Genomic DNA, 25,817 nt, shown 5'->3' with positions numbered 1-25,817 from the left:
GAATAAGCGATCAAAGTTAATGCAATTGGGTGATCAAAGCTGGAGAGAATATGCAGGTTGGCGTACTCTAGGTTTGTACGTGCACTTTCAAATACTACAATTGAAGCCAGTAATTGGTCATCAAACGCTTTAAAACGAAATCCTAAATCGTTACTAACAGATTCTGAGTCTTCTCTATCGGCTTCATTACCAGCAACAGAGCCAAGTACACTGTAGGCTGTACGACCTTTTGAGTGATTTAAAAACAAAGCCATATCAGCGTTTACTTGATAAGTAGCACCTAAATTGTACGTTAAACCGCTATCTGAGGTATTTGCTTCTGGCGTTGGATTTGCGCGGCTTTTGCTATAACGAGGGTCAACACCAAAGTGCTCGTAACTTTGTTTAATACGATTATGAGCAACACCAATACGGGTGGTGATTTTATCGTTAATGTAAGCAACATGTTGAAGGCCTACGCCCCATGCTTGTACTTTTTTATTGTAATCACTGGTTTTAAGCGGATCATAATCAGCAAATTCATCCGCAGGCCAATTTGGCTGGCGTATATCAAAAATATACGGTAGTGCACCTTGGTAAATAACTTCTCCGGCTTTGTTTTTAATGACCTTATCGGCATCATAAATGGAGTATTGTTTAAAACGAATATCTCGGTCTTCGTAGTTGGCATTAACCAGTAATTCGTTTTCTATATTGCCGAGCATAAAGTCATAACGTAAATCTAAAAAGTATTGCCATGATTTCTCATCTGCTTCTACTTGGCGATATTCTTGGCGTCTAGCTGCGAAAGGGTGTAATACATTATCAACAACTAACGGTGCGCGTGGATCTTGGTTAATTACACCACGTCGGTTCCAATACACATAATTATAAGCACCTGTTTGGCGAGCAAAGCTAGAGGTGTAATTACGGTACTGTAGCTGTTGATTTAAAAATAAATCATCACTAATGTAGTAATTGTGCGCTAATTTAAAACGCAGCTCTTCACCTTCGTTATCCTTTGCCATCGGTGATATTATGCCATTGGTACCAAAGTTAAAGGGTGTTAAACCATCATTGCTTGCCAAAGAGTTAGCGAGTTCATTTCGTTGTGCTTCACTCAATTGTAAGCCACTTGCTGTAGGGTCATTAACTAAATCGGCGCCTGATACTTCTCCTGCAGTTAAACCGTTAACCGATTCACTGTTAAAAATACGAATAGGGTGGCCAATAGAATCCACTGCAATAGCATCTTTAATATATGCCCCAGACAATACAAAAGATTGCTGGTCATTAAGCACATATTTTAAAGACGAGTAAATTTCATCACGTTGTTCTTTTAAATCACGAAAGCCATCGCTAGAGGCGGTTTTGGCCATTACCCGATAAGCTAAATCATCAGTTAGTGCATTGGTGCTATCGAGTGAAAGCGAATAGCTATCCCACTGACCGATATCCATTTCTAGGGTATGTTGCTCGTTAAACTGTGGTTTTTTTTCAATCAGGTTGATCACACCACCGGCACTACCCATACCATACAGTCCAGTTGCAGGACCCTTTAACACTTCAATCGATTCAACATTGGTTAAAGAACGAGTAGGGTTAAATGTATTGCCTAAGCCTGCTCCACCATACATGCCATCGTAAGTGTAATTAGCGCCCAAGCCACGAATAACTAAGTTGTCACCAATGCCATAGTTATTACCCGCTTGAGTTAGTCCACTCACATTGCGGATCACATCCTGAAGACTATCAATACCTTGCGATGCAATTAGTGCTTTATCAACAATAACCACGGGTGCAGGGGTTTCCATTAGTGACATGTCTGATTTAGTCGCTAAACCTGAATTCATCACTACTCGGTTTTGTTGCTCATAAACGCTAATTCGTTCAATATCTGAATTAACTTGTGACTCGTTAGCCATTGCTAAACTTGCGTTTAAGCACGCTAGAGTGAGGAGAGAGTATTGAAACCTTTTCATAAACTGATAACCATTCGCATTTGTTAATTTTCGCGAATGATAATGGTTATCATTTTAAAGTTAAATAAAAAGTTCAATTTTTTTTACTTTAAATAGGTACGTTTGCTTGATAGTTATACAATGTGATTTAAAAGTAATCATATTTGAAAATTTCAATGGAGTACTACAGTAGATAATTGGTTTAGCAGAAAGATTTTTTAATAAAATATTGATGGCTAAACGAGCAGCTTAGCTAAATTTGCTAAAAAACTGTTAAGGTTGAGCGCAGCTCAACCTTATAGAGGCGTTTTGGGTTTATTGTTTGTAAACCACACCCGCTTTCATAACGAATGGGATCTGCTCTAGTGTAGAAATATTTTTAAGTGGGTTAGCACTCACCGCTATAATATCAGCAGCAAAACCGGTTTTAATTTGCCCCAGTTGTGAATCTGCCTTTAATAATTTAGCACTATTAATGGTCGCGGCTTGAATAGCTTGTAATTCACTCATACCAAATTCAACCATACGGGAAAACTGTTTGGCATTATCACCATGTGGATAAATTGCTGCGTCAGTACCAAACACCATGTTTACCCCCGCTTCAACAGCGCGTTTAAAACTATCGCGTTGTTTTTTTGATACCAGACGTTCCTTATTTAGGTTTTCTTCATCAACACCATTTTGCTCACCAAAGCTCAGCGTATACTCTGTATTATAAATATCCATAGAAAGCCAAGTTCCATGCTCTTTTGCAAGCGCGATTGCTTCATCGTCTAAAAAGCTAGCATGCTCTACGCTGTCTACACCGGCTTTAATGGCTGTTTTAATGCCGTTAGTGCCGTGTGCGTGAGCCGCAACAGGTAATTCTCGCATGTGCGCTTCATCCACAATGGCTTTCATTTCTTCAAATGCGTATTGTTGTATGCCCACCTTTGTGCCTTTAGAAAATACCCCACCAGTTGCACATAATTTAATTGCATTAGCGCCATATTTAATATTTTCACGTACTTTAATGCGAACAGCCCATGGGCCATCAGCAACCCCCGAGGCGGTATATTTCATTTCTGGAGGCAAACGATTATTGTCACAGTGTCCGCCAGTAATCCCCAAAGAAGGGCCTGCAGCCCAGATGCGAGGGCCAATAATATCACCTGCATTAATGCCGTCGCGAACCGCAATAACACTAAAGCCCTCTGCACCTAGGTTACGCACTGTGGTAAAGCCGGCTTCTAATGTTTTTTTAGCAAAGTAACTGGCTTTAATAGCCCTACGCGGTACTGATTGGCCTATACGTTCACTGCGCGAAACGGTTGGATCGCTGGTTAAATGCACATGCATATCCATCAACCCCGGCATTAAGGTGAGTTCAGGTAGGTTAATCAGTTCATCATAACTGGTAAGCGTTGGCTTTTTATTAAATTGAATTTGGCTTATTACACCCTCGTCAATCGCGATTAACGGATTAGCTTTTAGCTCTCCAGTTTTTACATCAAGCAAAGCTTTGGCCGATATATAGGTGGTTGCCAGTGTACTTGCGCTGGTTAAGCTCAGTAATGCGATTGATGTAGTTAGTAAATGTTTTTTTATTTTGATCATTTTTATTATTTAATTATTTAAATTTACCTGAATGTAGCAATCATTAGCTATTGAGTAAATTATCTAGCGACGAATCCCACTCACCGTAATTACTTTATTTAAGCCATTTAAAACCGCATAATTAGCGGGTAAAAACTAACAAGGATCTTTATGAAAGTTATTAAAATAGCACTGGTTGCCAGTAGCGTTATGTTTGCCTTAAGTGGTTGTATGAGCACCAGCTCACAATTAAACACAAATCAGCCGGTCGCGCCTGTGATAAGCGAGTTATCAGCCGAGCAACAGTTGGATGTGCTCGTTGCCCAGTACTACGATGAGTCATTAACCTTTAATCCCTTAAGCGCCACTTATAACGGTCGCCATGAATTCGATGATCAATTTTTGCCGGTGATATCGCAGCTTAATCGCGATAAAAAAACTGCTTTTTATAAAAAATATCAACAACGTTTAACGCTAATCGATGAATCACAATTAACAGGGCAGGCGCTACTTAACTTTGAAGTATTATCGCGAGATTTAGCCCTAAAGCTTGAGGGCATGCAATATAAAGATTATTTGTTACCGATTAACCAAATGTCGGGAGCACATAATACTTTTGCTGGATTTGGTTCAGGGCAAAGTGCACAGCCCTTTAATACTGTTGCCGACTATGAGCAATTTATTAAACGTGCTGATGGTTTTGTGAAATGGTTAGCCAGTGTTGAACAATCAATGGCGCAAGGTGTTAAACAAGGTGTAGTATTGCCTATGCCGTTGGCTAAAAAATTATTGCCTCAGTTTAAAGTGCACGTAGTAACTAACGCAGAAGATTCATTATTTTATTCACCAATAAAGGCCATGCCCGACTCATTTTCTAATGCACAAAAACAGCAACTCACTGAGCAGTATAAAACGCTTATTTTAGATAAATTAGTGCCCGCTTATCAGCGTATGAGTGAGTTTTTACTCAACGACTATATTCCTCATGCTCGCGATTCTGTTGGTTATGCTGATTTACCCAACGGTAAAGCGTGGTACGACTACCAAATAAAGAAAAATACTACATTAAGTTTATCAGCGGATGAAATTCATGACATTGGCTTACGTGAAGTGTCTCGAATTTTAAGTGAAATGAAAACGGTTAAAAATACCGTGGGATTTAAAGGTGATTTAGCATCGTTTTTTAACCACTTACGTGACTCAGATGAGTTTTATTATAAAACAGCCGATGAGTTAATTGCTGCCTATGAAGATATTAAACTAAAAATAGATGCGCGTTTACCGCGCTTGTTTAATATTGAGCCTAAAGCCCCTTACATTGTTAAAGCGGTTGAAGCCTATCGTGCGCAATCGGCAGCAGGGGCATCTTATGCTGGGCCTGCACCAGATGGTTCTCGTCCGGGTATCTTTTACATTAATGCTTACAACTTAAAAGCGCAGCCTAAATTTTTACTTGAAACGCTATCTATTCATGAAGCAGCACCTGGTCATCACTTTCAAATTGCACTGCAACAAGAAGTGGAAAGCCTGCCCGATTTTCGTAAATTTGGCGGCTACACTGTGTTTGCTGAGGGCTGGGCATTATACGCAGAGAGTCTTGGCAAAGAGCTTGGCTTATTTACCGACCCGTATATGTGGTATGGGCGTCTTAACGATGAGCAGCTAAGAGCTATGCGTTTAGTGCTTGATACAGGCTTTCATGCCAAAGGGTGGACACGTCAACAAGGCATTGACTACATGTTAGCAAACTCTTCAATGGCAAAAAGCGATGTTATTGCTGAGGTTGAGCGTTATATTGCATGGCCTGGGCAAGCATTATCGTACAAATTAGGTGAGTTTAAAATTAAAGAGCTCAGAGATTACGCCCACCAGCAGTTAGGTGAGCAATTTGATATTAAAGCCTTTCATACGCAAATATTAATAGATGGCGCATTGCCTATGCCTATCTTAGAGCAAAAAATTAAACGTTGGGTTAAATCTCAGCAGTAACATAATCGCGCAAAGTCATTATTTGAACAGGGATTGGCTTTGCGCGCTTTGCTGCAATACGTTAGAATGCGCGCTCTTAAAAGGCGCGAGAACACCATGTTTGATCAACAATTAGCAAAAACCCAATTTTGGCTTAGCAAAAATCTCAATGAAATGAACCAGCAAGAATGGGAAGCCATTTGTGACGGATGCGGAAAGTGTTGTTTAAACACCTTTATTGACAGCGAAGACGAAGATGACTTTACCGCCACCGATCAGCTAAGAGAAGGTGAGCAACTTATATTTACCAATATTGTTTGCCAATACCTTGATAACGCAACCTGTGGTTGTAGTGAATACGAAAACCGCCAAACCTTAGTGCCTTCTTGCGTTAAGCTTACCAAAGAAAACCTCAAAGACATTTTCTTTATGCCGCAAAGCTGCAGCTATCGCCGACTTCACGAAGGACGTGGATTAGCAACGTGGCATCCGTTACTTAATAACGGCGATAAAACTAAAATGCACGAGCTAAACATTTCTGTTAAAGATAAAACCGTAAAAGACTGTGACGTAAAGCTAGAAGATTTTGATTTGTATATAGCCGAGTGGCCAACCAAGGATTGCAACTAATGAGTAAATTACAAGCAAGTATTGGTTTAATTAATCCTAAAAGCCCGACCAACGTGGGGGGCGTATTACGCGCCGCAGGCTGTTATGACGCACAGCAGGTTTTTTTTACTGGCAACCGTTATTTAAACGCACAGAAATTTCATACCGATACTAAAAATGTAGTGCAACGTATTCCATTAACCGCCACTGATAATTTAGCATCAAGTAAACCTGAAGGTGCTAAAGTGGTGGTGATAGAGCTAATAGAAGGGGCGACTCCCTTGCCTGAGTTTACCCACCCTGAGAACGCATTTTATGTTTTCGGCCCAGAGGATGGTTCAGTGCCAAAAGACGTTTTAAAGTGGTGTGATGAAGTTGTTTATATTCCAACCATAGGCTGTATGAATTTAGCAGCAACCTGTAATGTTGTTCTTTATGACCGACTCGCCAAGCTTGGCGGTATTCAAAGTAGTGATGAAACCATTATCACTTCACGCGATACCAATAATAAAATGAAATGGCAAAAACAACCTTAAACATATTTGCTGTTTAAGGTTTATCCCTTGCTAAATGTAAATGAAAACATAATCTGTCGATGTCAGCTATTTAACTAATTTTAATCAGGTTAAATAGCGCTTTGTTATAATAAGAAAGCTTAATTTATCACCGCCCTAGACGTTACATATCTCAGTATTTATTATTATTTTTGTTCTTTAATTTCATTGAAATCATATTTGCTAAGACATTCAGTTAAAAATTTGTTAAAAAGACACTGATAATAATGATTAATACTTAAGGTACTTATGTTTAGCTCGCTTAAATTCACCTCCAAAATCACCATTGCTGCATCATTAGTGTTAGTTTTAGTTTTAGGTGTTTTCACCATAAATAATTATTTTTCAATGCGGCATCAAACTCAAGAGCAGTTATCGCTGGTGCTAGAGCAAAACTCTGAGTCTGTCTCTAAAAATATTGCAAGCTGGCTAAATAATAAATTAGCGATTGTGATCTCTATCGCAAAAACATACCAAGATGACGATGCCAAGTCTTTAACGCTTTCGCAATTAAATACCGCTGAGCTTGCGGGGGATTTTAAAAATACCTACATAGGTAAATCATCGGGTACATTTATTTTAAATGATCAAAGTGTTGTACTCCCCAGCGATTTTGATGCGACAAGTCGCCCTTGGTATAAATTAGTAGAAAATAAAACAACAACGGCTTTTACAACGCCTTATATCGATGTAACGACCAACGAACTGACAATTTCTGCGGTTGCCCCTATTAATAGTAATGGTCAATTTAAAGGGGTAGCGGGGGCAGATATTGATATGCAAACCGTCGCTGAAATTATTGGAGATATTGATTTTTTAGGACTCGGTTATGGTTTTTTGCTTGATAATAAAGGGCAAATATTAAGTCACCCTGATAGTAAATTAAATTCAAAAACAGTCGCTGACTTAATTGGTAAAAATGCACCGTTAGCAAGAGAATTCACCGAGTATCAAGTAGCAGGTGAAACCTCGCTGGTATCCTTTACTAAAATTCGTGGTATTGAAAACGTTGATTGGTATTTAGGTGTAGTAGTCAATAAAGATAAAGCGTATTCAAGTGTTTCTTCGTTTGGGCAAAAGGCAATTGTATTTTTAATTATTGGTATTTTAGTGATTGTTGCGTCACTGGAATTTTTACTGCGTTATTTGATGCGCCCTATGTATCGTCTCAATGATGCCATTAGAGATATAGCGCAGGGTGAGGGCGATTTAACCTGTCGGTTAAGCGTAGAAAATGATGACGAATTTGGTCAATTGAGCAATTCGTTTAATATTTTTATAGAAAAAATCCAAAATTCAATAATTCAGGTTAAATCTTCAACGCAGTTACTGGAAACGGCAGTCGCTAAATTGGTTACGCAGACAGACTCAACATTAACTATGTATGATGACCAAAGTGAGCGCACCAACAGTGTGGCGTCGGCAATTAATCAGTTTTCAGCTACCTCAACAGAAATTTCAACCAGCGCCAGCAATGCCTCGACGCTTGCCAAAGATGCAGATCAATACTGTGCTAAAAATCAACAGACCCTCACAAACAACGTTTCAAGTATTCATCAACTGTCACAAAATATAGAGCAAGCGCAAGAAACCATAAATAGTTTAGACTCGCATACCGCTAATATAGGAAATGTATTGGCAGTAATCAAAGGGGTGAGTGAGCAAACCAATCTGCTGGCTTTAAATGCGGCGATAGAAGCGGCACGTGCTGGCGAAGCAGGAAGAGGGTTTGCGGTTGTTGCCGATGAAGTAAGGCAACTAGCACAGCGTACTCAGCAATCAACCCAAGAAATAGAAAACACCGTCATTGAATTACAAAAAGGTTCAAGCTCTGCCGTTGAGCTTATGAAAACCAGTTTAGAAGAAAGTGAAAAAAGTGTTCAGCAAGCGGATGCGGTTGGCGATGTAATGAAACAAATAATCAGCGCGATAAAGCAAATAACCGACGCCAATCATAGTGTCGCTAATGCTACGGATGAGCAAAACCAAGTGGTTAAGTCATTACATAGTGATATTCACGTTATCAGCGACTTATCGACTCAAGGCCAATCAAACCTAAATCTTACTTTGGAAGAGTGTACCAAACTTAAGCATCAATTTAGTGACTTAGAGCGCATGGTTAAAAAATTCAAAGTATGATCAGTAAAACAAAAATAAATAAGCCAAGCTGGCTCAATTTAATCAATATTGATAGCGTTTATAGCTTTGATAAACAACGCCAAGTATTTTCGTTATTTACCATGATAGCGATTGCCTTGGTGTTAATTACCTATTTAGTAATTGCCAATCATCAAGTGTATGCACCAATCCTTACTATTGCGTTAATTGTGGTTAACGTAACGATTGTAGGGTGTATTATTTATTTTATGAAAACAAAGCAGATTGATGCAATCGCCCTCATCACTTTAGTGATTGTATTTGTGATGTGCTTAGCTTTGGTATACACCGGCGGTAAAGAAAACACTGCTTTATATTGGCTAATGTTTTATCCCGTTGCTGTATTTGCCATACTGGGTGTGAAGTTTGGCGCCTGGTTAAGCAGTGCCATGTTATTGAGCTGTATTGTTATGTTGTATGGCCCTGATATGGCGCAAGTTATTTATGGCGCGGTAGAAAAGACCCGTTTTGTTGCTGCATTTTCGCTGGTGTTAGTGTTTTCGTTTATAGGTGAATATTTTCGTCACCGAAGCCACCTTGCCATTGCTGATATCACCTTAGAGCAAAAACAGCATGCTCATACCGATCAGCTTACCGGGGCGCCTAATCGTCGCTTTATTACCTCACATTTTTTAAAGCTCGCTGCTTCAAGGCCAGAACATTATTTGCCGCTGTCTATTTTACTCATTGATTTAGATAAGTTTAAACAATTAAACGACACCTACGGACATGATTTTGGTGATACGGTTTTAATTGAATTTACTAAGTTATTAGAGTCTCAGTTTCCTGCAACAGCGCTTAAAGCACGTTATGGCGGCGAAGAGTTTGTGGTTATTTTACCGCAACAAACAACCCTTGAGGCCAGCATTTTGGCCAACCGTTTTAGAGAATGTGTGCAAAACCATGTGATGCTAACCGACAAACATCAGCGAGTATCATTAACGTGTAGTATGGGTATTGCTCAGGCTAACAGTGTAGATGATTATAATAATGCGTTAAAGCAAGCGGATCAGTATTTATACAGCGCTAAGGCGCAAGGTAGAAATAAGGTGGTATCTGTACATGATCAACACGCCTCAGAGTAAATTAATATATGTACACGACCCTATGTGTAGCTGGTGCTGGGGTTATAAGCCTACATGGCAAAAGCTTGAGGCTGCCTTGGTAAACAAACTTCCCATTGAGTACAGAGTGGGTGGTTTAGCTGTAGATACTGACTTGCCAATGAGTCAGGATATGCAGTTGCAACTACAAGCCATATGGCAAAAAATTAGTAGCCAGTTAGGCACAGAGTTTAACTTTGATTTTTGGCGAGACTGCCAAGCTCGCCGTTCTACCTATCCCTCTTGCAGGGCCGCTTTAATTGCTCGCAGTTTCAACAAAGAACCACAGATGATAGCGGCAATACAGCAGGCATATTATTTACAGGCACAAAACCCATCGGATGAAGCGGTTTTAATTAAACTAAGCGAAAAAATTGGTTTAGACGCCCGTTTATTTGCACAGTTACTTCACTCAAATGAACTGGAGCGTCGCTTTGATGATGAGCTTAACTTTGTTCGCAGTTTACCTATTCAAGGTTTTCCGTCGTTAGTATTAATACATAACAATCGCGCTTACCCTATTGCTATTAACTACACAGATTGGCGACAAACCCTGATTGAAATACAATCTTACTTGTAAACTTAATCCCACTATTTTCATCCCTGAATTGTAAAATAGGCCAATAAGGCTAATTTATTACCGTTGTCATAAAAGCGACTTTTTTACGCAACACGCTTGTCATTTTTAATCTATAGACTTTCGCTCATTGAAACTATCTCGCTTTAAATTGTTTTTTATAAACGAGCTAAAGCGATTAATAAACACTAGCAAATCCGCTAATTAACGAGCAAAGGTGTATACGATGAAAGGCGTTAAACCATTAATTTTAGCTGGTATTGTAGCCGCAAGTGCAGCAGTCCACGCCAATGATTTAAACACGGTAATTGATAAAAGCAGCGAAATTAATAATTTAGCTGCGCAATCACAAACAAAAATAGACAAGATTGCAGATTCAATGCAAGGGCGTTTACAGCAATTTAAAACCCTAAATAAAGAAATAGATGGCCTAGCCGTTTATAACGCACAGCTTACCAAACAGTTAAATAATCAAATAGAAGAGATGGAGTCGATTAATTTATCGATGGATCAAGTATCGATAATTGAACGCCAAATAACCCCTTTAATGCTTCGTATGATCACCGGGCTTGAACAGTTTGTTGCCTTAGATGTGCCGTTTTTAAAGCAAGAGCGTAAGCAGCGCCTTGAATCATTAAATGCAATGATGGCGCGTGCTGATATTTCATCAAGTGAAAAATTTCGTCGTGTTTTAGAAGCTTACCAAGTTGAGGTTGACTACGGACGCACTATTGAGGCGTATACCGCATTGCTTGATGTGGATAATAAAGAGCGCGAAGTCGACTTTCTACGCATTGGTCGTTTAGAGCTAATTTACCTCACCCGCGATGGTAAACAAGCCGGTAGTTGGGATCAGCAGTCACAGTCGTTTGTTGCGCTACCAGATTCAACCATAAGCCAAATTAATAAAGGGCTTCGCATTGCTCGCAAACAACTTGCCCCCGATATGTTAACACTGCCAATTCACGCTGCAGAATAAGAGGTTTACCATGAAATTATTAACGAAAATGACAAAAATGGCCGTGTTTGCAGCCAGCTTAAGCTTTGTGGGCACCAGCATTGCCGCTGAGCCGATGAATTTAGATGCCTTATTAAAAACCTTAGAGCAGGGTAAATCAGCGCAATCAGAGCAAAATAAACAACGTGAACAAGAATTTGCAGCACGCCAAAATGAACAAGTGCAAATGCTTAAAAACACCCAAGCTAAACGAAACCAAATGCTTAGCGAGTCAGAGCGTTTAGAAACGCAGTTTGAAGAAAACGAAATTAAATTGGCTAACCTGACCGATACTTTATCAAAGCGTATGGGTTCATTAAAAGAGCTATTTGGTGTGCTACAACAAGTTGCTGGAGATTCTAGCAATAAGTTTGCAACCTCGGTGGTATCGGCTCAGTTACCTGGGCGTAGTACTTTTATGGACGAATTGGCGCAAAAAATGGGTTCTACCTCAAAGCTTGCGTCTATTGAAGATATCGAAAAGGTTTGGTTTGAGCTACAACGCGAAATGACCGAACAAGGAAAAGTAAGCCGCTTCAATACTGATGTAATTGTTGACGGTGGCAATAAAGTACAAAAAGAAGTGGTACGTGTGGGTGCATTTAACCTTATTAGTGACGGTCAGTACTTAGAGTATACACCTTCTACCAATACAATTAGCCAGCTTACTCGCCAACCAAGTAGCCGCTTTACTGCGACTGCGGCTGATTTGCAGCAAGCAAACACCGGTGTGGTGCCGTTTGCGCTTGACCCAACGGGTGGTTCAATTTTAGGTTTGTTAGTACAAGCCCCTGATACCAGCGAGCAAGTTCATCAAGGTGGTGCAGTTGGTTACGTTATTTTAGGCGTTGGCTTATTAGCGTTATTAATTGCGTTAGAGCGTTTTGTATCGCTCCTGCTGATGGGTGGAAAAATCCGTCGTCAATTAAAAGACGATACAGCCCGTGATGATAACCCGCTAGGGCGCGTCATGAAAGTGAAAGACCAATATCCTAATGTAGCGTACGACACGCTTGAACTTAAGTTAAGCGAAGCCATTTTACGCGAAATGCCAAAAATCACCCGTAATTTAACGCTTATTAAAATTATCTCTGTGGTAGCGCCATTGCTGGGCTTACTCGGTACGGTAACTGGGATGATCAATACCTTCCAAGCAATTACTTTATTCGGCACTGGCGACCCTAAACTAATGGCAGGCGGTATTTCGCAAGCCTTGGTTACTACGGTATTAGGCCTTGTTGTTGCTATCCCTACGGTGTTTTTATACACCTTATTGAATACTCGCTCAAAAGGCTTACTGCTTATTTTACAAGAACAAAGTGCAGGTATTATTGCCGAGCGAAGCGAGAAAGGAGCTTAAACCATGGTGCTATTGATTGATTCAATCAATGCTATCCGTGATTTTCTCGACACGGGTGGCCAAGTTCTCTTGGTCATTGCCGTGTTAATTTTCGCGATGTGGTTATTGATACTCGAGCGATTTATGTACTTTTTTAATGGCTATCGACACTACAAAAAAGACGTTAAAAATACGTGGAAAACGCGCAGTGAACGCAACAGCTGGAATGCAGAGCAAATACGCCAGGCCATGGTGTCACGCGCCAGTATGCGATTAAACGCAAACTTACCGCTGATTAATGTGATGGTAGCGCTGTGTCCACTATTAGGATTGCTTGGCACAGTTACAGGGATGATAGAAGTCTTTGATGTAATGGCCATTACAGGTACAGGCAGCGCACGCTCTATGGCATCAGGTGTGTCAAAAGCAACCATACCGACAATGGCTGGAATGGTCGGTGCGTTATCTGGGGTGTTTGCCTCAACCTATTTACAACGAAAAGCAAAGCGTGAAGTTGAATTGTTGCAAGACACTATGGTGTTAGACCACTAAATAATTATTGAAAAGCGGTGAACATAATCACCGCTTGTTCTAGGAGAAGTAAAATGAGAGCCCCATTAGGTAATTTATTCCAAGAAGACGAAGCAGAAGAAATAAACATGACTCCTATGCTGGATGTTGTATTTATTATGCTTATTTTCTTCATTGTTACAGCCTCGTTTGTAAAAGAAGCCGGTATTGATGTAAACCGCCCAGAAGCGGCAACCGCAGTAAAAAAAGAGCGCGCTAACATATTAGTGGCTATTTCAGATCAAGGCGAAATTTGGATCAATAAACGTCAAATAGATGTACGTGCCGTACAGGCCAACATTGAACGCTTAAAAGCTGAAAATCCACAAGGTAGTGTGGTTATTCAGGCTGATAAAAAAGCCACCACAGAAACCTTGATAAAAGTCATGGATGCCTCGCGTGCAGCGGGTGTATTTGATGTTTCAATAGCGGCTCAAGAAGGGTAACGAGTGATGCGTTATGTACTTGCGTTAATTATAGCGGGTGTGGTGACCTTTATGCTGTTTTTAGGTATGCAGGCATTGATCACCGGTGGTGAAGGCGCCATGACGGAGCCTGCAAAAGGGAATGTGTTAGATTTTGTCCGTTTGAAAAAAGAAGAAACAGTACAAAAAAAGGAACGTAAACCACAAAAGCCGCCAACACCTAAAGAGCCGCCACCGCCAATGGAATCGCCACAAATGCAAAGTAGCGATAACAACGCTGCTAGCAACAACTTTGATTTTGCTGCCAATGTCGATGCTGATGTAAATCTAGCGGGTGGATTAGCATTAGAAACCAGTGATGGTGAGTATTTACCCATAGTAAAAGTGGCACCGGTATACCCAAGGCGTGCTTTGTCGCGTGGTATTGAAGGGTATGTCATTGTTGAGTTTACAGTGACCAAGCAAGGCACAGTGAAAGAGCCACAAGTTATTAAAGCCGAGCCAGAGTCATTGTTTGACAGAGCAGCGATGGATGCGGCCCTTAAGTTTAAATATAAACCGCGCGTTGTTAATGGCGAAGCTGTTGAAGTAGCCGGTGTGCAAAATAAAATTTCTTTCCAAATTAATGGTTAATTCTATTAAGTAAGTAAAGAGTGAACGTGAGGCAATTATGAAATTAAAACTAACAACCAAGCTATTAAAGCTTAGCATGTTGTGCACTGTTGCAATCAGTGCCAGCATTGTTACACCAAGTGCATTGAGTGTACTTCCGGGTGTAAATTTGGCGACAGTACAGGCTGCTGAAAAGCAGAAAACAACACGAGTTCCCGCACTGCGTGAAAAGGTATACAGCCAATTAGCTCGCGCCCAAAAACTTGCGGATGATGGCGACAGTAAAGCGGGTTTGGACGCGCTTGACAGTATAAAAGCGCGCTCATCAAGTATGAACTCTTATGAAATTGCGATGATGCATAACTTTTATGGGTTTATTTATTACAATGAAAACGACCTTGTAAAAGCGATTGCCTCATTTGAAAAAGTGATTGACGAAGATGGCATTCCAGAAACATTACGTGTCAGCACTACGTTTAGCTTAGCGCAATTAGCAATGGCAAACAGTGATTACAATAAGGTAATTGATTTCTTAGCTAAGTGGGATGCAATTAATACCAAGCCTAAAACTGATGCCTATTATGTACTTAAATCACAAGCGTATTATCAGTTAAAAGATTACCAAAAAGGCATTGATAATATTAATTTAGCGATTGCCCAAAGCGATAGCGAAGGCAAACAGCCAAAAGAAAACTGGTTAGTACTGCAACGTGCTATGTATTATTCACTTAATCAAACTGACAATGTTGTTGCTGTACTTGAGCGTATGGTAAAGCTTTATAACAAGCCTGAATACTGGGTGCAACTCGGTGGTATGTATGGCGAAACAGGCAAAGAAAAACAACAGCTAGCAATCCTAGAAGCGGCTTATCAGCAAGGATTTTTAACCTCTAAATCTGATCTAAGGCAGCTTGCACAGGTATATTTATACAATCAGCTTGCTTACAAAGCCGCCAGTGTAATGAGTAAAGCGATTGAATCAGGCGTTGCTGAAAAGTCTGCGAAGAATTATGCATTTATCGCAGAAGCCATGGTGCAAGCTAAAGAAGATAATAAATCAGTTAGTTATTTTGCAAAAGCGGCAGAGCTTTCGGAACACGGTAAGTACGATCAACGTATGGCTGAAGTACTTGTTAACTTAGAGCAATTTGAAGATGCCGCTGATGCTGCTCGGTTAGCATTAGATAAAGGTTCACTTGATTTTGAATCCAACGCTTATGTTGCATTAGGTATGGCCCAATACAGCATGCAAAATTTTGATGCCTCTATTTTAGCGTTTGAGCAAGCCGAGAAACACAAAAAATCGCAGCGATTGGCTGAACAATGGATCAAATATGTCAAGCGTGAAAAGTTACACGCGGAAACATTACGCACCGCATTGTTATAATTTGCCAACGCTACTATTGTAATTTAAACGCTGCCAGTTTGATTACAAAACCTGTTTTATAATCGCAACACCAAAACCGCCTTAGGGCGGTTTTTTTCGTTTAAATTTATCATAACAGGTTGTTATTTAAATAAATTACATTGTCATTTTATGTTTATTAAAGTGTAACTGTATTGTCACATAGCTCCCGTAAGGTAGTGCTCGTTGAAAAACTCAAGTGATCTTAAAGCATGACTTTCGTGTTTTAACGTGACTTGGGTTTTTACTTAATGCGCTAATAAAATAATTAAATATCTTAACGGAGTGAACAATGAAATTATCTGGTTTATTTAAGATCAGCCTTTTGGCTTCTGCAATTACACTCGCTGGTTGTGGCGGTGGTGATATTAATATTAATGTTGAAGAAACAGTAGCACCACCTACACCACCTACACCACCAGTGCCAACTGATCTTCCAGGTGAATATAGTCAAAGTCTTTCTACTGAAGCTTCAGCTGCCTTGGGTCGTGAAGTAAAAGTGCAAGTGCTTTCAGGTGAAATCACTGAAGATACGACATTAACGACGGATGCATTTTGGGCATTAGATGGCGCTGTGTTTGTAGGTAAAGATAAAGCAGATAGCGCAACCCTTACCATTGAACCTGGAGCCGTTATTTTTGGTAACAATGGGTCTGATTACTTAGTCGTAAGCCGTGATTCTAAAATTGAAGCGACAGGGACCAAAAGCGACCCTATCATTTTCACATCAAAACAAGATGTAATGGGCGAAACAACAGCCTCTGGACAATGGGGCGGCATGGTTTTACTTGGGAATGGTATTTCAAATAAATGCCCTGCTGAAGGTGATTGTGCACTGCAAGTTGAAGGTGTGGAAGCAGGTGCGGTATTTGGCGGTACTGATAATGCGGATAGCTCTGGTACGTTAAAATATGTTGTTGTTAAAAACGCTGGTTACGAGCTTTCAACCGGTAATGAGCTAAACGGTATTACCTTTGGTGCCGTAGGTTCAGGTACTACCGTTGATTACTTGCAAGTACATAATAACTCTGATGACGGTGTTGAGTTTTTCGGTGGTGCAGTTAACTTAAAGCATGTTGTTTTAACGAGCATCGACGATGACAGTATTGATTGGGATAACGGTTATCAAGGTAAAATGCAGTTTGTGTATGTTGAGCAAGATAAAAATTCGACTGATGCTAACCGCGGTATTGAAGCCGATAACGATGGTAAAACGCCATCAAAAGAGCCTAAGTCTTTGCCTATTATTTCAAACTTAACCATTATTGGTAATAACTTTAAAGGTGAAGATGAAGCCGAAGGCATTTACCTGCGTGAAGGTACCGGCTTACATTTATATAATTCAGTGATCACAGGCTCTGATGAAATGGGCGAGTGCTTAGAATTAGAAGGTATTGCGCTGGATGATAACGGAGATGCATTATTCTCTGATAGTGAAACCGTTAATAATGCTAATGATGGCACTATTTTGATGCAAAACACCTTTATGTCATGTACCAATGGTGAGAATTTTAAAGATCCAAAAGGTGCTGACGGTTCTACGTTGCTTGCGCTTGAGTCTTGGTTTAGTCAACAAACAGGTAATGTGATCAACGACAAGCCTATGCTTGGTGTGAATGGTCAACCAATTGCTGGTTCGCCACTACTAGGTGCAGGACAAGATGTTGCTAATACGGTTGATGCCTTCTTTGATACGGTTGATTTTGTCGGTGCTCTAAATGATTCTGACGATTGGCGTGAAGGTTGGGCATTTGGTTATGGTGGTGGAGAAGTGACAGCACCTGCTGCAGTTGCTGGTTGTCCTGCAGGTACTACTTCAATTTCACCAGCGGATAACGTAACGACAACATGTGAAATATCTGGCCGTATAACGTCAGACTTAACATTAACAGCGGGTAACTTATACGCAGTTGATGGCGCTGTTTTTGTTGGTAATGATAATGCTGACTCTGCAACTCTAACTGTCGAGCCTGGCGTTACTGTTTATGGTCGTAACGGTAAAGATTATATTGTCATTAGCCGTGGCTCTAAAATTGAAGCCAACGGTACTAAAGATAAGCCTATTTCATTTACTTCAAGTCAAGATGTTGCTGGTCAAGCAACGGCAGCAGGTCAATGGGGCGGTTTAGTACTACTAGGTAATGCGCCATCTAATAAATGTCCAGAAACAGGCGAGTGTGCGCTACAAGTTGAAGGTGTTGAAGCCGGTGCTGTTTTTGGTGGTACTGACACTGCAGATAATTCTGGAACATTACGTTATGTTCGCGTTATGAATGGCGGCTACTTACTGTCACCTGGTAATGAAATTAACGGTATTACGTTTGGTGCTGTGGGTTCTGGTACTACTGTAGAGTATTTACAAGTTCATCAAAATGCTGATGACGGTGTTGAGTTCTTTGGTGGTAATGTGCAGGCTAAATACCTTGTGCTAACTAGTATTCAAGATGACAGCATCGATTGGGATAATGGTTTCCAAGGTAAGCTTCAGCACATCCTTGTTAAGCAAGCTGCAGATAACTCAGATGCTAACCGTGGTATAGAAGCCGATAATGACGGTAAAACACCATCTAAAATGCCTAAATCAAATCCAATGATTGCTAACTTAACCATTATTGGTAATACCTTTAAAGGTGAAGATGACGGTGAAGGCATGTACTTCCGTGAGGGAACGGGTGCGCAAATCTATAACACGATTGTAACAGGCCCAGTAGGCATGGGTGAGTGTCTAGAGGTTGAAGGTATTCCAGTAGATGAAAATGGTGCACCAATATTTACTGAAAGTGAAACAGTTAAAAATGCACAAGATGGCACCTTAACGATTAAGTCATCGGTTATCGCCTGTTCTGAGAACTTCAAAGACCCAAGTGGTGTTGATTTTAGCGTAGAAAACTGGTGGACAGCGACGTTAGGTAACTTAGTAGCATCAGGACAAACTGACGTAGTTAATGGTATCTATACTATTGATATAACAACTCCTACAGATGTAAACGCTGTAGATAGCTTCTTCGATACTACATCACATATTGGTGCTGTATCGAGTGATAATGACTGGACAGCTGGCTGGACAGTAGGTCTGGAATAACACAGTAAGAATGGGTGCTAGCACATAGTACTAGTACCTTTTTTAACACTTTCTGTAACTTATTTCAGATAGAGGTAAACATGAAACAGTTTTCTAAAAAGTTTTGCTTATCCACACTTTCCGCAGCAATTTTATGTAGTTTAAGCGTTTCAGCACATGCTGCTGAAGCCGAAGATGAGGCTGTACTTGAGGAGGTTGTGGTTAGCGCAAGTCGTTTAAAAGGCACTGCAACAGCCGTGCTTGAAGAGCGAAAACAACAAGCATTTGTTGCCGATATTATGGGTGCTGACCAAATATCCCGTAGTGGCGATAGTGATGCGGCATCTGCGTTACGCCGTGTAACGGGTTTAACTTTAGTCGATGGTAAATTTATTTATGTACGTGGTTTAGGTGAGCGCTATTCAAGTACTCAGTTAAATGGTGCAGCAGTGCCAAGTCCTGATCCGACCCGCTCAGTCATCCCGCTTGATTTATTTCCATCAGGAATTATTGAAAGTTTGTCTGTGCAAAAGTCTTATTCTCCTTCTATGCCAGCCTCTTTTGGTGGTGGTAATGTGGATATACGCTTAAAAAGCATTCCAGACCAATTTGTTTTTGATGTATCAGGTCAGCTTGGTTATAACACCAATAACTTTGATGATGGCATTGAGTACAATGGCGGCTCGAATGACTGGTATGGTGTTGATGATGGCACCCGTGAAATACCAGATTCAATCATGGATATTTATAACTCTGGGCAATCATTAGATGATCTCACACCAGAGCAAAGTCGTGCTTTAGCACTTGATTTAAACCGTGATTATGACCCGCAAGCAACAAGTGTAAACCCCAATACTAAGTTTACAGCAACACTGGGTAATAGTTTTGAGTCAGGTGATTGGCGTTACGGCTTTTTATCAGCGGTTAGCTATGATAACAAATATTTTGTAGGCGAAGAGTACCAAGGCGAAGACTTCCGTTTAGGTGAGAACAGTGCTGCTATGGTGCGTGGTTACGATAAAATCATTGCCACTGAGCATAATGTGAAAATGTCTGGAATGGTAAACTTTGGTATTGAGTATAATAATGCTCATCGCATTGACCTTAGTACGCTGATTTTACGCGACACCGAAGATAAAATTCGTGATCGTCTAGGTATTGATGAGAATAATAACCAGTCTGATAATAAGCGTATTCGTTCTTACGATGTAAGGTATGAAGAGAGAGAGTTAATAGTAAACCAAATCAAAGGCATGCATACATTCGATTTTCTTAACTATGCAGGTTTTGATTGGAAATACTCAAACGGCCGCTCAAACCGTTATGCACCAGGAAATATGCAGACGCGGTTCATTGTAAATGATGCAAACGAAGATGGTAATTATGATTTAGTTAATGAAATCGCATTAACCAATGCCACAACGGCTGCTCGTTATACATTCCAAGACCTTAATGATGAAGTAGAAAACTACGGGTTTAATTTTACTTTTCCAATCATGTTAGATGGTTTGGATATAGAATTAAAATCAGGTGCTGATTATGTCTCTAAAGAGCGCTCAGCTTCGAATCGTCGCTTTGACATAAACACTCGCGCATTTAAAGACCTTGATTTAAATGGCAATGAGCTGAATACGATTCTTTCTGATGATGCAATAGCTAACGCAGAACTAAATCTACCCATACTTAATGATACAACGTTTGCAGGTGATGATTACCGCTCAGCACAAAAAACAGATGCTTATTATTTTGAAGCTGATTTTTTCTTCAATAATAAATGGCGTTTGACAGGTGGCTTACGTTGGGAAGATTTCAGGCAAGTGTCAGTGCCACTTGACCCGTTTACTGGTGGCTTAGATCCTTCAATCGATTATGATGATTTAGGTAACTTAGCGTTTCAAGAAGATGATATTTATGGTGCGCTTGCATTCACTTATATTCAGGACGACCAAACACAATGGCGTTTAAGCTACGGTGAAACGGTTGTACGTCCTGATTTACGTGAGATATCTGAATCTACTTACATTGATCCGTTAACTGAATATCCTGTTGGCGGTACGCCTGGATTACGTACAACGCAAATCAAAAATTACGATTTCCGCTGGGAAAACTACTTTGATACTGGTGAAAACTTCTCTGTTGGTCTGTTTTATAAAGACATGATTGATCCAATTGAGTCGGTGCAATCTCCTTCTCAAGATGGACCGCCACTTGTACGTATTGCCAATGCTGAAGATGGCTATGTTGCCGGCGTTGAGTTTGATTATCTTAAAGATTTCACTTTCTTAGGTGGTTTTTGGCAAGATGTATTTATGAGTGGTAATGTTACACTCAGTGATTCTGAGATAAACCTAGACCGTCAAGCTATTGTTGATCAAACTGGTGTATCTGCGGCGATCACTAATACTAAACGTCGTTTAACGGGACATTCTAAATATGTTGTGAATATGCAGCTTGGCTATGATGCACCATCAGGTGAACATGCTGCAACATTGGTTTATAACGTATTTGGTGAGCGTATTATTATCCCTGGTATAGAAGGGCAAGATGATTGGATGGAACAGCCATTCCACTCAGTTGATTTGAATTATACTTACTACCCTGATTTTAACTCAAGTATTAAGTTTAAAGTGCTTAATATTTTGGGGCAAAAATCAGAAATTGAATCTGCTGGTACGCTAACTCGCTCAAAAGAAAAAGGGACTGAGTTCTCTGTTGAGTACAAATATCAGTTCTAATTCAAAATAGCCTAGGAAGGCGAATATAAAAACTTACAATAATTGCCCTACCTTGTGTAGGGCTTTTTTTGTGCCGTTATTAATTTCAGAATTAAAAAAAGCATATGAAATAATTTTAAGTTAGCTGTTATTGACTAGTTTTGCAGGGTATAGGGTGCTAGATTAACTGTTCTAAAAATTAAATCTCACGCAATGAATTTTAATTTTTAATGAATTAGGTATTTCTTATGACTCAAACAGTGGAACAAACAATGAAAAAAGTAGGATTAGTCGGATGGCGGGGCATGGTTGGCTCTGTATTACTAGAGCGTATGCAACAAGAAAATGATTTTGCTCATATCGACACCACTTTTTTTACCACCTCACAAACCGGCCAACTTGGCCCTGATTTAGCGGGTCCTGCAAAGCCATTACTTGATGCAATGGATTTTGACTCACTGGCAAAAATGGACATTATCATTACTTGTCAAGGTGGTGATTATACCAAAGCTGTGTATCCACAATTACGTGAAGCGGGTTGGCACGGGTTTTGGATTGATGCTGCATCAGCACTACGGATGAGCGACGACAGTATTATTGTACTAGACCCTGTCAATAAAGATGTGATTGAACAAGGCCTTGAGCAAGGCGTTAAAACGTATGTGGGTGGTAACTGCACAGTTTCATTGATGTTATTAGCGCTGGGTGGTTTATTTGAGCAAGATTTGATTGAGTGGGTCAGCCCAATGACTTATCAAGCAGCCTCAGGTGCTGGTGCGCGTAATATGAAAGAGCTGATCGCGCAAATGGGCTCTATCCACGCAAGTGTGGCTGACAAATTAGCCGATCCGCAAGCGGCTATTTTAGAAATTGATAAACTCGTCACGCAGCAAATTGCGTCAAGCGATTTACCACAAGATCAATTTGGCGTGCCACTTGCGGGCAGCTTGATCCCTTGGATTGATGTACCAATGCCATCAGGTCAATCAAAAGAAGAGTGGAAAGCGCAAGTTGAAGCCAACAAAATCTTAGGCTCATCTAAACAACCTGTGCCTATTGATGGTTTATGTGTACGCATTGGTGCAATGCGTTGTCATAGCCAAGCGATGACCATTAAATTACGTGAAGACATTAGCGTAGAAAAAATAGAAGACATTTTAGCCTCGCACAATGAGTGGGTTAAAGTAATTCCTAATGAGCGCGACATTACCAGTACCGACTTAACCCCAGTTAAAGTCACCGGTACGTTAAGTATACCTGTTGGCCGTATTCGCAAACTCGCCATGGGGCCAAAATATATTAGCGCTTTTACCGTAGGCGATCAGCTTTTATGGGGCGCAGCAGAGCCACTGCGTCGTATGTTACGTATTATTGTTGATAATAAATAATATTTACTTTGAGGGTTAGCATTTGCTAGCCCTTTTTATTTAATAATTAAATCGCTAATATCTTCATGGCCTTTACCAACATTTATATTATTGCTTCCGGTCATTTTTATTAATTCAAGTGATGAGTTCAGACTTATTGGAGAATATTATGCACAGTAAATTTCATGTTCACACATTTCTTGATGACGATAGCGAAACCTTTAGTTATGTTGTTTCTGATAGTAACTCTCAGCAAGCAATCTTGATTGATCCCGTTTTAAATTTTGATTATAAATCAGGTCGCAGCTGTGAATCAGGCGCCAAAAAAATCGGCGAGTACCTTCAAAGCCATTCTCTTTCATTAGAGTGGGTTCTCGAAACACATGCTCATGCCGATCATATCTCTGCAGCTCCTTATTTTAAAAAACACTTTGGTGCTAAAATCGCCATAGGTGAACATATCAAAACGGTACAACAAAGCTTTAAGGCGCTATTTAATCTTGAAAAAGAATTTTTACCCAATGGGGCTGATTTTGACCGACTATTAAAAGATGGAGATAGTTTTAATGTTGGCCAGTTATCGATACGAGTAATGCACACACCGGGGCATACACCCGCCGACTTAGTTTACATTATAAATGAAGAGGCCATTTTTGTTGGTGATACGATTTTTATGCCTGACGTAGGCACTGCAAGGTGCGACTTTCCAGGTGGTAGCTCTGAAACATTATACGATTCAATCCAAAAACTACTCTCGATGCCCGATGAGGCAACAATCTATGTATGCCATGATTATCCGACTGAAAAACGAAATCACCGTTTTGCGGTCACAGTAAAAGAACAAAAAGAAACAAATATTCATGTAAAGACTAAAATAAGCAAAGAGCAGTTTGTTCAAATGCGCGATAGCCGTGACGAAGAATTACCTATGCCTCGCTTAATTTTACCTGCTATTCAAATGAATATTAGAGCCGGCAACCCACCTCCCGCCGAAGATAACGGCATAAGCTACCTTAAAGTTCCGTTAAACCAATTATAGTTCAATATCATAATGATTATTGGGATAGAGTAATGAGCACAAATAAATTTATTGTAGCTAGATGATCGCTTTACCATCTCTCATACCTGAATATAGCAAGTTTTTTTTGTAAAATAGGCGTGATAATTTTACGTTGCAACATCGTATAACTACGGTTAAAGCGATTATTGATAACGGGCAATTAATTGGCGCCCAAGGAATGGATGTATCATTAGGCGGGCTTACCGATATTATTGCCGATATTAAATTAGGCGAAACCGGTTATTTAATGTTGATTGAAGATAGTGGCAGTGTGCTGGTGGATGTTAAACACCCAGATTACCGATTTAAAAACTTAGCAGATATTGAGGGGGGAAAATACGCCGACTTAGCTAAAAATACCCAAGGGCTGTTTGATGTAGAGATAGATGGTAAACAATATATGGCTAATATTCATACCTCTGCTACCTTAGGCTGGAAGTTTATTGGGGTAGTAGAGAAAGCCGAAGTGATGAGCACGGCGAATACCATGGCTTATACCATATTGGTTATTAGTGCGATATTAATTGCTGTATTTGTTGCTATAGCGAGTTATATTTCTAAATTAACCTGAACTCCGGATAATAAATCCATCTCAAGCAGCTATTTTCAGCGCTAACTGCGTTGAATTTACTTGCAATAGGCTAGCTATTGACGCGTAATTTCGCCTTGTTTTCACTAAAAATCTCTAGCTTGAGAAAATAAACATAAATATCATTTTGATTCAATATGTTAGTAAATCTCTTAACCAGAGTTCAGGTAAATTAATATCAGCCCCTATTGTTGAAGTGAGTGATGGCTTAACTGAAATATCGCAAGGTGGCGGTGATTTAACCCAACGCTTAACAATAAAAACCAAAGATGAAACCGCTAAACTGGCTAATAGCTTTAATTTATTTTTAAACTTGATCAGCGAGCTGGTAACTCAAATTAATGAGTGCGCGCAAAATGTAAGTAAAACCTCATCACAAACCTCATCGCAAGCGGCACAATTAACAAGCTCCACCAGCCAACAGCAACAAGCTTTAGAGATGGCAGCTACGGCTATTAATAAAATGGCTGCCACCGCAAACGAAGTGTCTAGCAGTTGTGCAAATGCAGCGGATTTGGCTGTTCAAACACAGCAAGCATCAGACTTGGGGCAATCGGTTATTACACAAACTGTGGAAAGTGTGGTTCAGCTATGTGAGGTAATAAACAATGCCTCAGCAGATATTACTCAGCTAGATACTGAAAGCGAAAACATTATGTCGATAGTCAGTGTTATTCGCGGTATTTCAGAACAAACTAACTTATTGGCCTTAAATGCTGCAATAGAAGCTGCACGTGCCGGTGAGCACGGACACGGCTTTGCTGTGGTGGCCGACGAAGTACGCGCGTTATCACAACGAACCGCTGAGTCAACCGAAGAAGTGGCTTCACAGCTTGATAAACTACGCACTATGTCATCTAAAGTTTCTAAAGATATGCAACGCAGTATAGAAACCACTAATAAAACTGTCGAGCTTGCGCATTCGGCGCAGCAACAATTTAGTGAGATCACGGCATCTATCGTTCATATTAGCGATTTAAATACCCAAATAGCCACCGCTGCTGAAGAGCAACAACATGTAGCTGAAGATATAAACCGCAATGTTACTGAAATTAAAAATGCGGCTGATGAGGTGAGTGATATTGCCGTGACCACCAGTGAGAACGGCAACGAAATGAATCGTCTTTCGTCAATTTTAACGGGGTTGGTGGGTAAATTTAAAGTGTAAGGGCAAGCAAATGCATGCCCTTTTTAT

20 protein-coding genes are annotated in these 25,817 nt (G+C 40.2%); 18 read left to right on the top strand and 2 right to left on the bottom strand.

Annotated features, from left to right (window positions below; all coding sequences use genetic code 11):
- Positions 1 to 1,961 (bottom strand): TonB-dependent receptor (locus QMA00_RS12725; RefSeq protein ID WP_290157517.1); only part of this gene is annotated, 1,961 nt, incomplete at its 3' end.
- 294 nt (positions 1,962 to 2,255) lie between these two features.
- Positions 2,256 to 3,527, bottom strand: a complete 1,272-nt coding sequence (locus tag QMA00_RS12720) for an amidohydrolase family protein (protein ID WP_175610057.1) — start codon at positions 3,525 to 3,527, stop codon at positions 2,256 to 2,258.
- Between the two features lie 159 nt (positions 3,528 to 3,686).
- On the opposite strand from QMA00_RS12720, the gene QMA00_RS12715 reads away from it, so the two are divergent.
- The 18 genes from QMA00_RS12715 to QMA00_RS12630 all read left to right on the top strand — a co-directional run bounded on the left by QMA00_RS12715 (position 3,687) and on the right by QMA00_RS12630 (position 25,790).
- On the top strand, positions 3,687 to 5,504 hold the full coding sequence (locus QMA00_RS12715; protein ID WP_076922780.1) for a DUF885 domain-containing protein: 1,818 nt from the start codon (positions 3,687 to 3,689) through the stop codon (positions 5,502 to 5,504).
- Between the two features lie 96 nt (positions 5,505 to 5,600).
- Positions 5,601 to 6,113 carry a YcgN family cysteine cluster protein gene (locus QMA00_RS12710; RefSeq protein WP_076922781.1) on the top strand — a complete coding sequence of 171 codons (513 nt, stop codon included), beginning with the start codon at positions 5,601 to 5,603 and terminating at the stop codon, positions 6,111 to 6,113.
- Positions 6,113 to 6,628, top strand: a complete 516-nt coding sequence (locus QMA00_RS12705; RefSeq protein ID WP_064663205.1) for an RNA methyltransferase — start codon at positions 6,113 to 6,115, stop codon at positions 6,626 to 6,628. Before QMA00_RS12710 ends, QMA00_RS12705 begins: the two co-directional genes overlap by 1 nt.
- A 267-nt stretch (positions 6,629 to 6,895) precedes the next feature.
- Positions 6,896 to 8,785, top strand: coding sequence for a methyl-accepting chemotaxis protein (locus QMA00_RS12700; protein WP_076922782.1), 1,890 nt, complete (start codon positions 6,896 to 6,898; stop codon positions 8,783 to 8,785).
- Positions 8,782 to 9,888 (top strand): diguanylate cyclase, encoded by a 1,107-nt coding sequence (locus tag QMA00_RS12695; RefSeq protein WP_076922783.1) that lies wholly within the window; start codon positions 8,782 to 8,784, stop codon positions 9,886 to 9,888. Before QMA00_RS12700 ends, QMA00_RS12695 begins: the two co-directional genes overlap by 4 nt.
- On the top strand, positions 9,866 to 10,486 hold the full coding sequence (locus tag QMA00_RS12690) for a DsbA family protein (protein WP_076922784.1): 621 nt from the start codon (positions 9,866 to 9,868) through the stop codon (positions 10,484 to 10,486). Before QMA00_RS12695 ends, QMA00_RS12690 begins: the two co-directional genes overlap by 23 nt.
- A gap of 223 nt (positions 10,487 to 10,709) precedes the next feature.
- Entirely contained in the window at positions 10,710 to 11,462 is a 753-nt protein-coding gene (locus QMA00_RS12685) for a DUF3450 domain-containing protein (protein WP_016900178.1), read from the top strand.
- A gap of 10 nt (positions 11,463 to 11,472) precedes the next feature.
- On the top strand, positions 11,473 to 12,840 hold the full coding sequence (locus tag QMA00_RS12680; protein WP_076922785.1) for a MotA/TolQ/ExbB proton channel family protein: 1,368 nt from the start codon (positions 11,473 to 11,475) through the stop codon (positions 12,838 to 12,840).
- Between the two features lie 3 nt (positions 12,841 to 12,843).
- Positions 12,844 to 13,371 (top strand): MotA/TolQ/ExbB proton channel family protein, encoded by a 528-nt coding sequence (locus tag QMA00_RS12675; RefSeq protein ID WP_008111501.1) that lies wholly within the window; start codon positions 12,844 to 12,846, stop codon positions 13,369 to 13,371.
- Positions 13,372 to 13,424: 53 nt separating this feature from the next.
- Positions 13,425 to 13,835, top strand: coding sequence for a biopolymer transporter ExbD (locus QMA00_RS12670; RefSeq protein ID WP_008111500.1), 411 nt, complete (start codon positions 13,425 to 13,427; stop codon positions 13,833 to 13,835).
- Positions 13,836 to 13,841: 6 nt separating this feature from the next.
- On the top strand, positions 13,842 to 14,447 hold the full coding sequence (locus tag QMA00_RS12665; RefSeq protein WP_008111498.1) for an energy transducer TonB: 606 nt from the start codon (positions 13,842 to 13,844) through the stop codon (positions 14,445 to 14,447).
- Between the two features lie 37 nt (positions 14,448 to 14,484).
- Positions 14,485 to 15,813: a hypothetical protein gene (locus QMA00_RS12660; RefSeq protein WP_076922786.1), complete on the top strand. Its 1,329-nt coding sequence runs from the start codon at positions 14,485 to 14,487 to the stop codon at positions 15,811 to 15,813.
- A gap of 310 nt (positions 15,814 to 16,123) precedes the next feature.
- The gene (locus QMA00_RS12655; protein ID WP_013463330.1) at positions 16,124 to 18,913 is read left to right on the top strand and encodes a hypothetical protein; all 2,790 of its coding nucleotides are present in this window, start codon (positions 16,124 to 16,126) and stop codon (positions 18,911 to 18,913) included.
- Between the two features lie 80 nt (positions 18,914 to 18,993).
- On the top strand, positions 18,994 to 21,627 hold the full coding sequence (locus QMA00_RS12650; protein WP_016900182.1) for a TonB-dependent receptor: 2,634 nt from the start codon (positions 18,994 to 18,996) through the stop codon (positions 21,625 to 21,627).
- A gap of 227 nt (positions 21,628 to 21,854) precedes the next feature.
- Complete coding sequence (asd, locus tag QMA00_RS12645) at positions 21,855 to 22,994, top strand: aspartate-semialdehyde dehydrogenase (RefSeq protein ID WP_076922787.1); 1,140 nt, start codon at positions 21,855 to 21,857, stop codon at positions 22,992 to 22,994.
- A gap of 148 nt (positions 22,995 to 23,142) precedes the next feature.
- A complete protein-coding gene (locus QMA00_RS12640; RefSeq protein WP_076922788.1) occupies positions 23,143 to 24,012 on the top strand; it encodes an MBL fold metallo-hydrolase in 870 nt (289 codons plus the stop codon).
- A 133-nt stretch (positions 24,013 to 24,145) separates the two neighbouring features.
- Positions 24,146 to 24,604: a Cache 3/Cache 2 fusion domain-containing protein gene (locus tag QMA00_RS12635; protein ID WP_076922789.1), complete on the top strand. Its 459-nt coding sequence runs from the start codon at positions 24,146 to 24,148 to the stop codon at positions 24,602 to 24,604.
- A 145-nt stretch (positions 24,605 to 24,749) separates the two neighbouring features.
- Positions 24,750 to 25,790, top strand: coding sequence for a HAMP domain-containing methyl-accepting chemotaxis protein (locus QMA00_RS12630; RefSeq protein ID WP_254843685.1), 1,041 nt, complete (start codon positions 24,750 to 24,752; stop codon positions 25,788 to 25,790).
- The last annotated feature ends 27 nt before the right edge of the window (positions 25,791 to 25,817 follow it).

Source organism: Pseudoalteromonas sp. APC 3694 (assembly GCF_030407565.1).
In the GTDB taxonomy this organism is placed as follows: Bacteria; Pseudomonadota; Gammaproteobacteria; order Enterobacterales; family Alteromonadaceae; genus Pseudoalteromonas; species Pseudoalteromonas tetraodonis.
This window is presented reverse-complemented; position numbering and strand designations above follow the sequence as displayed.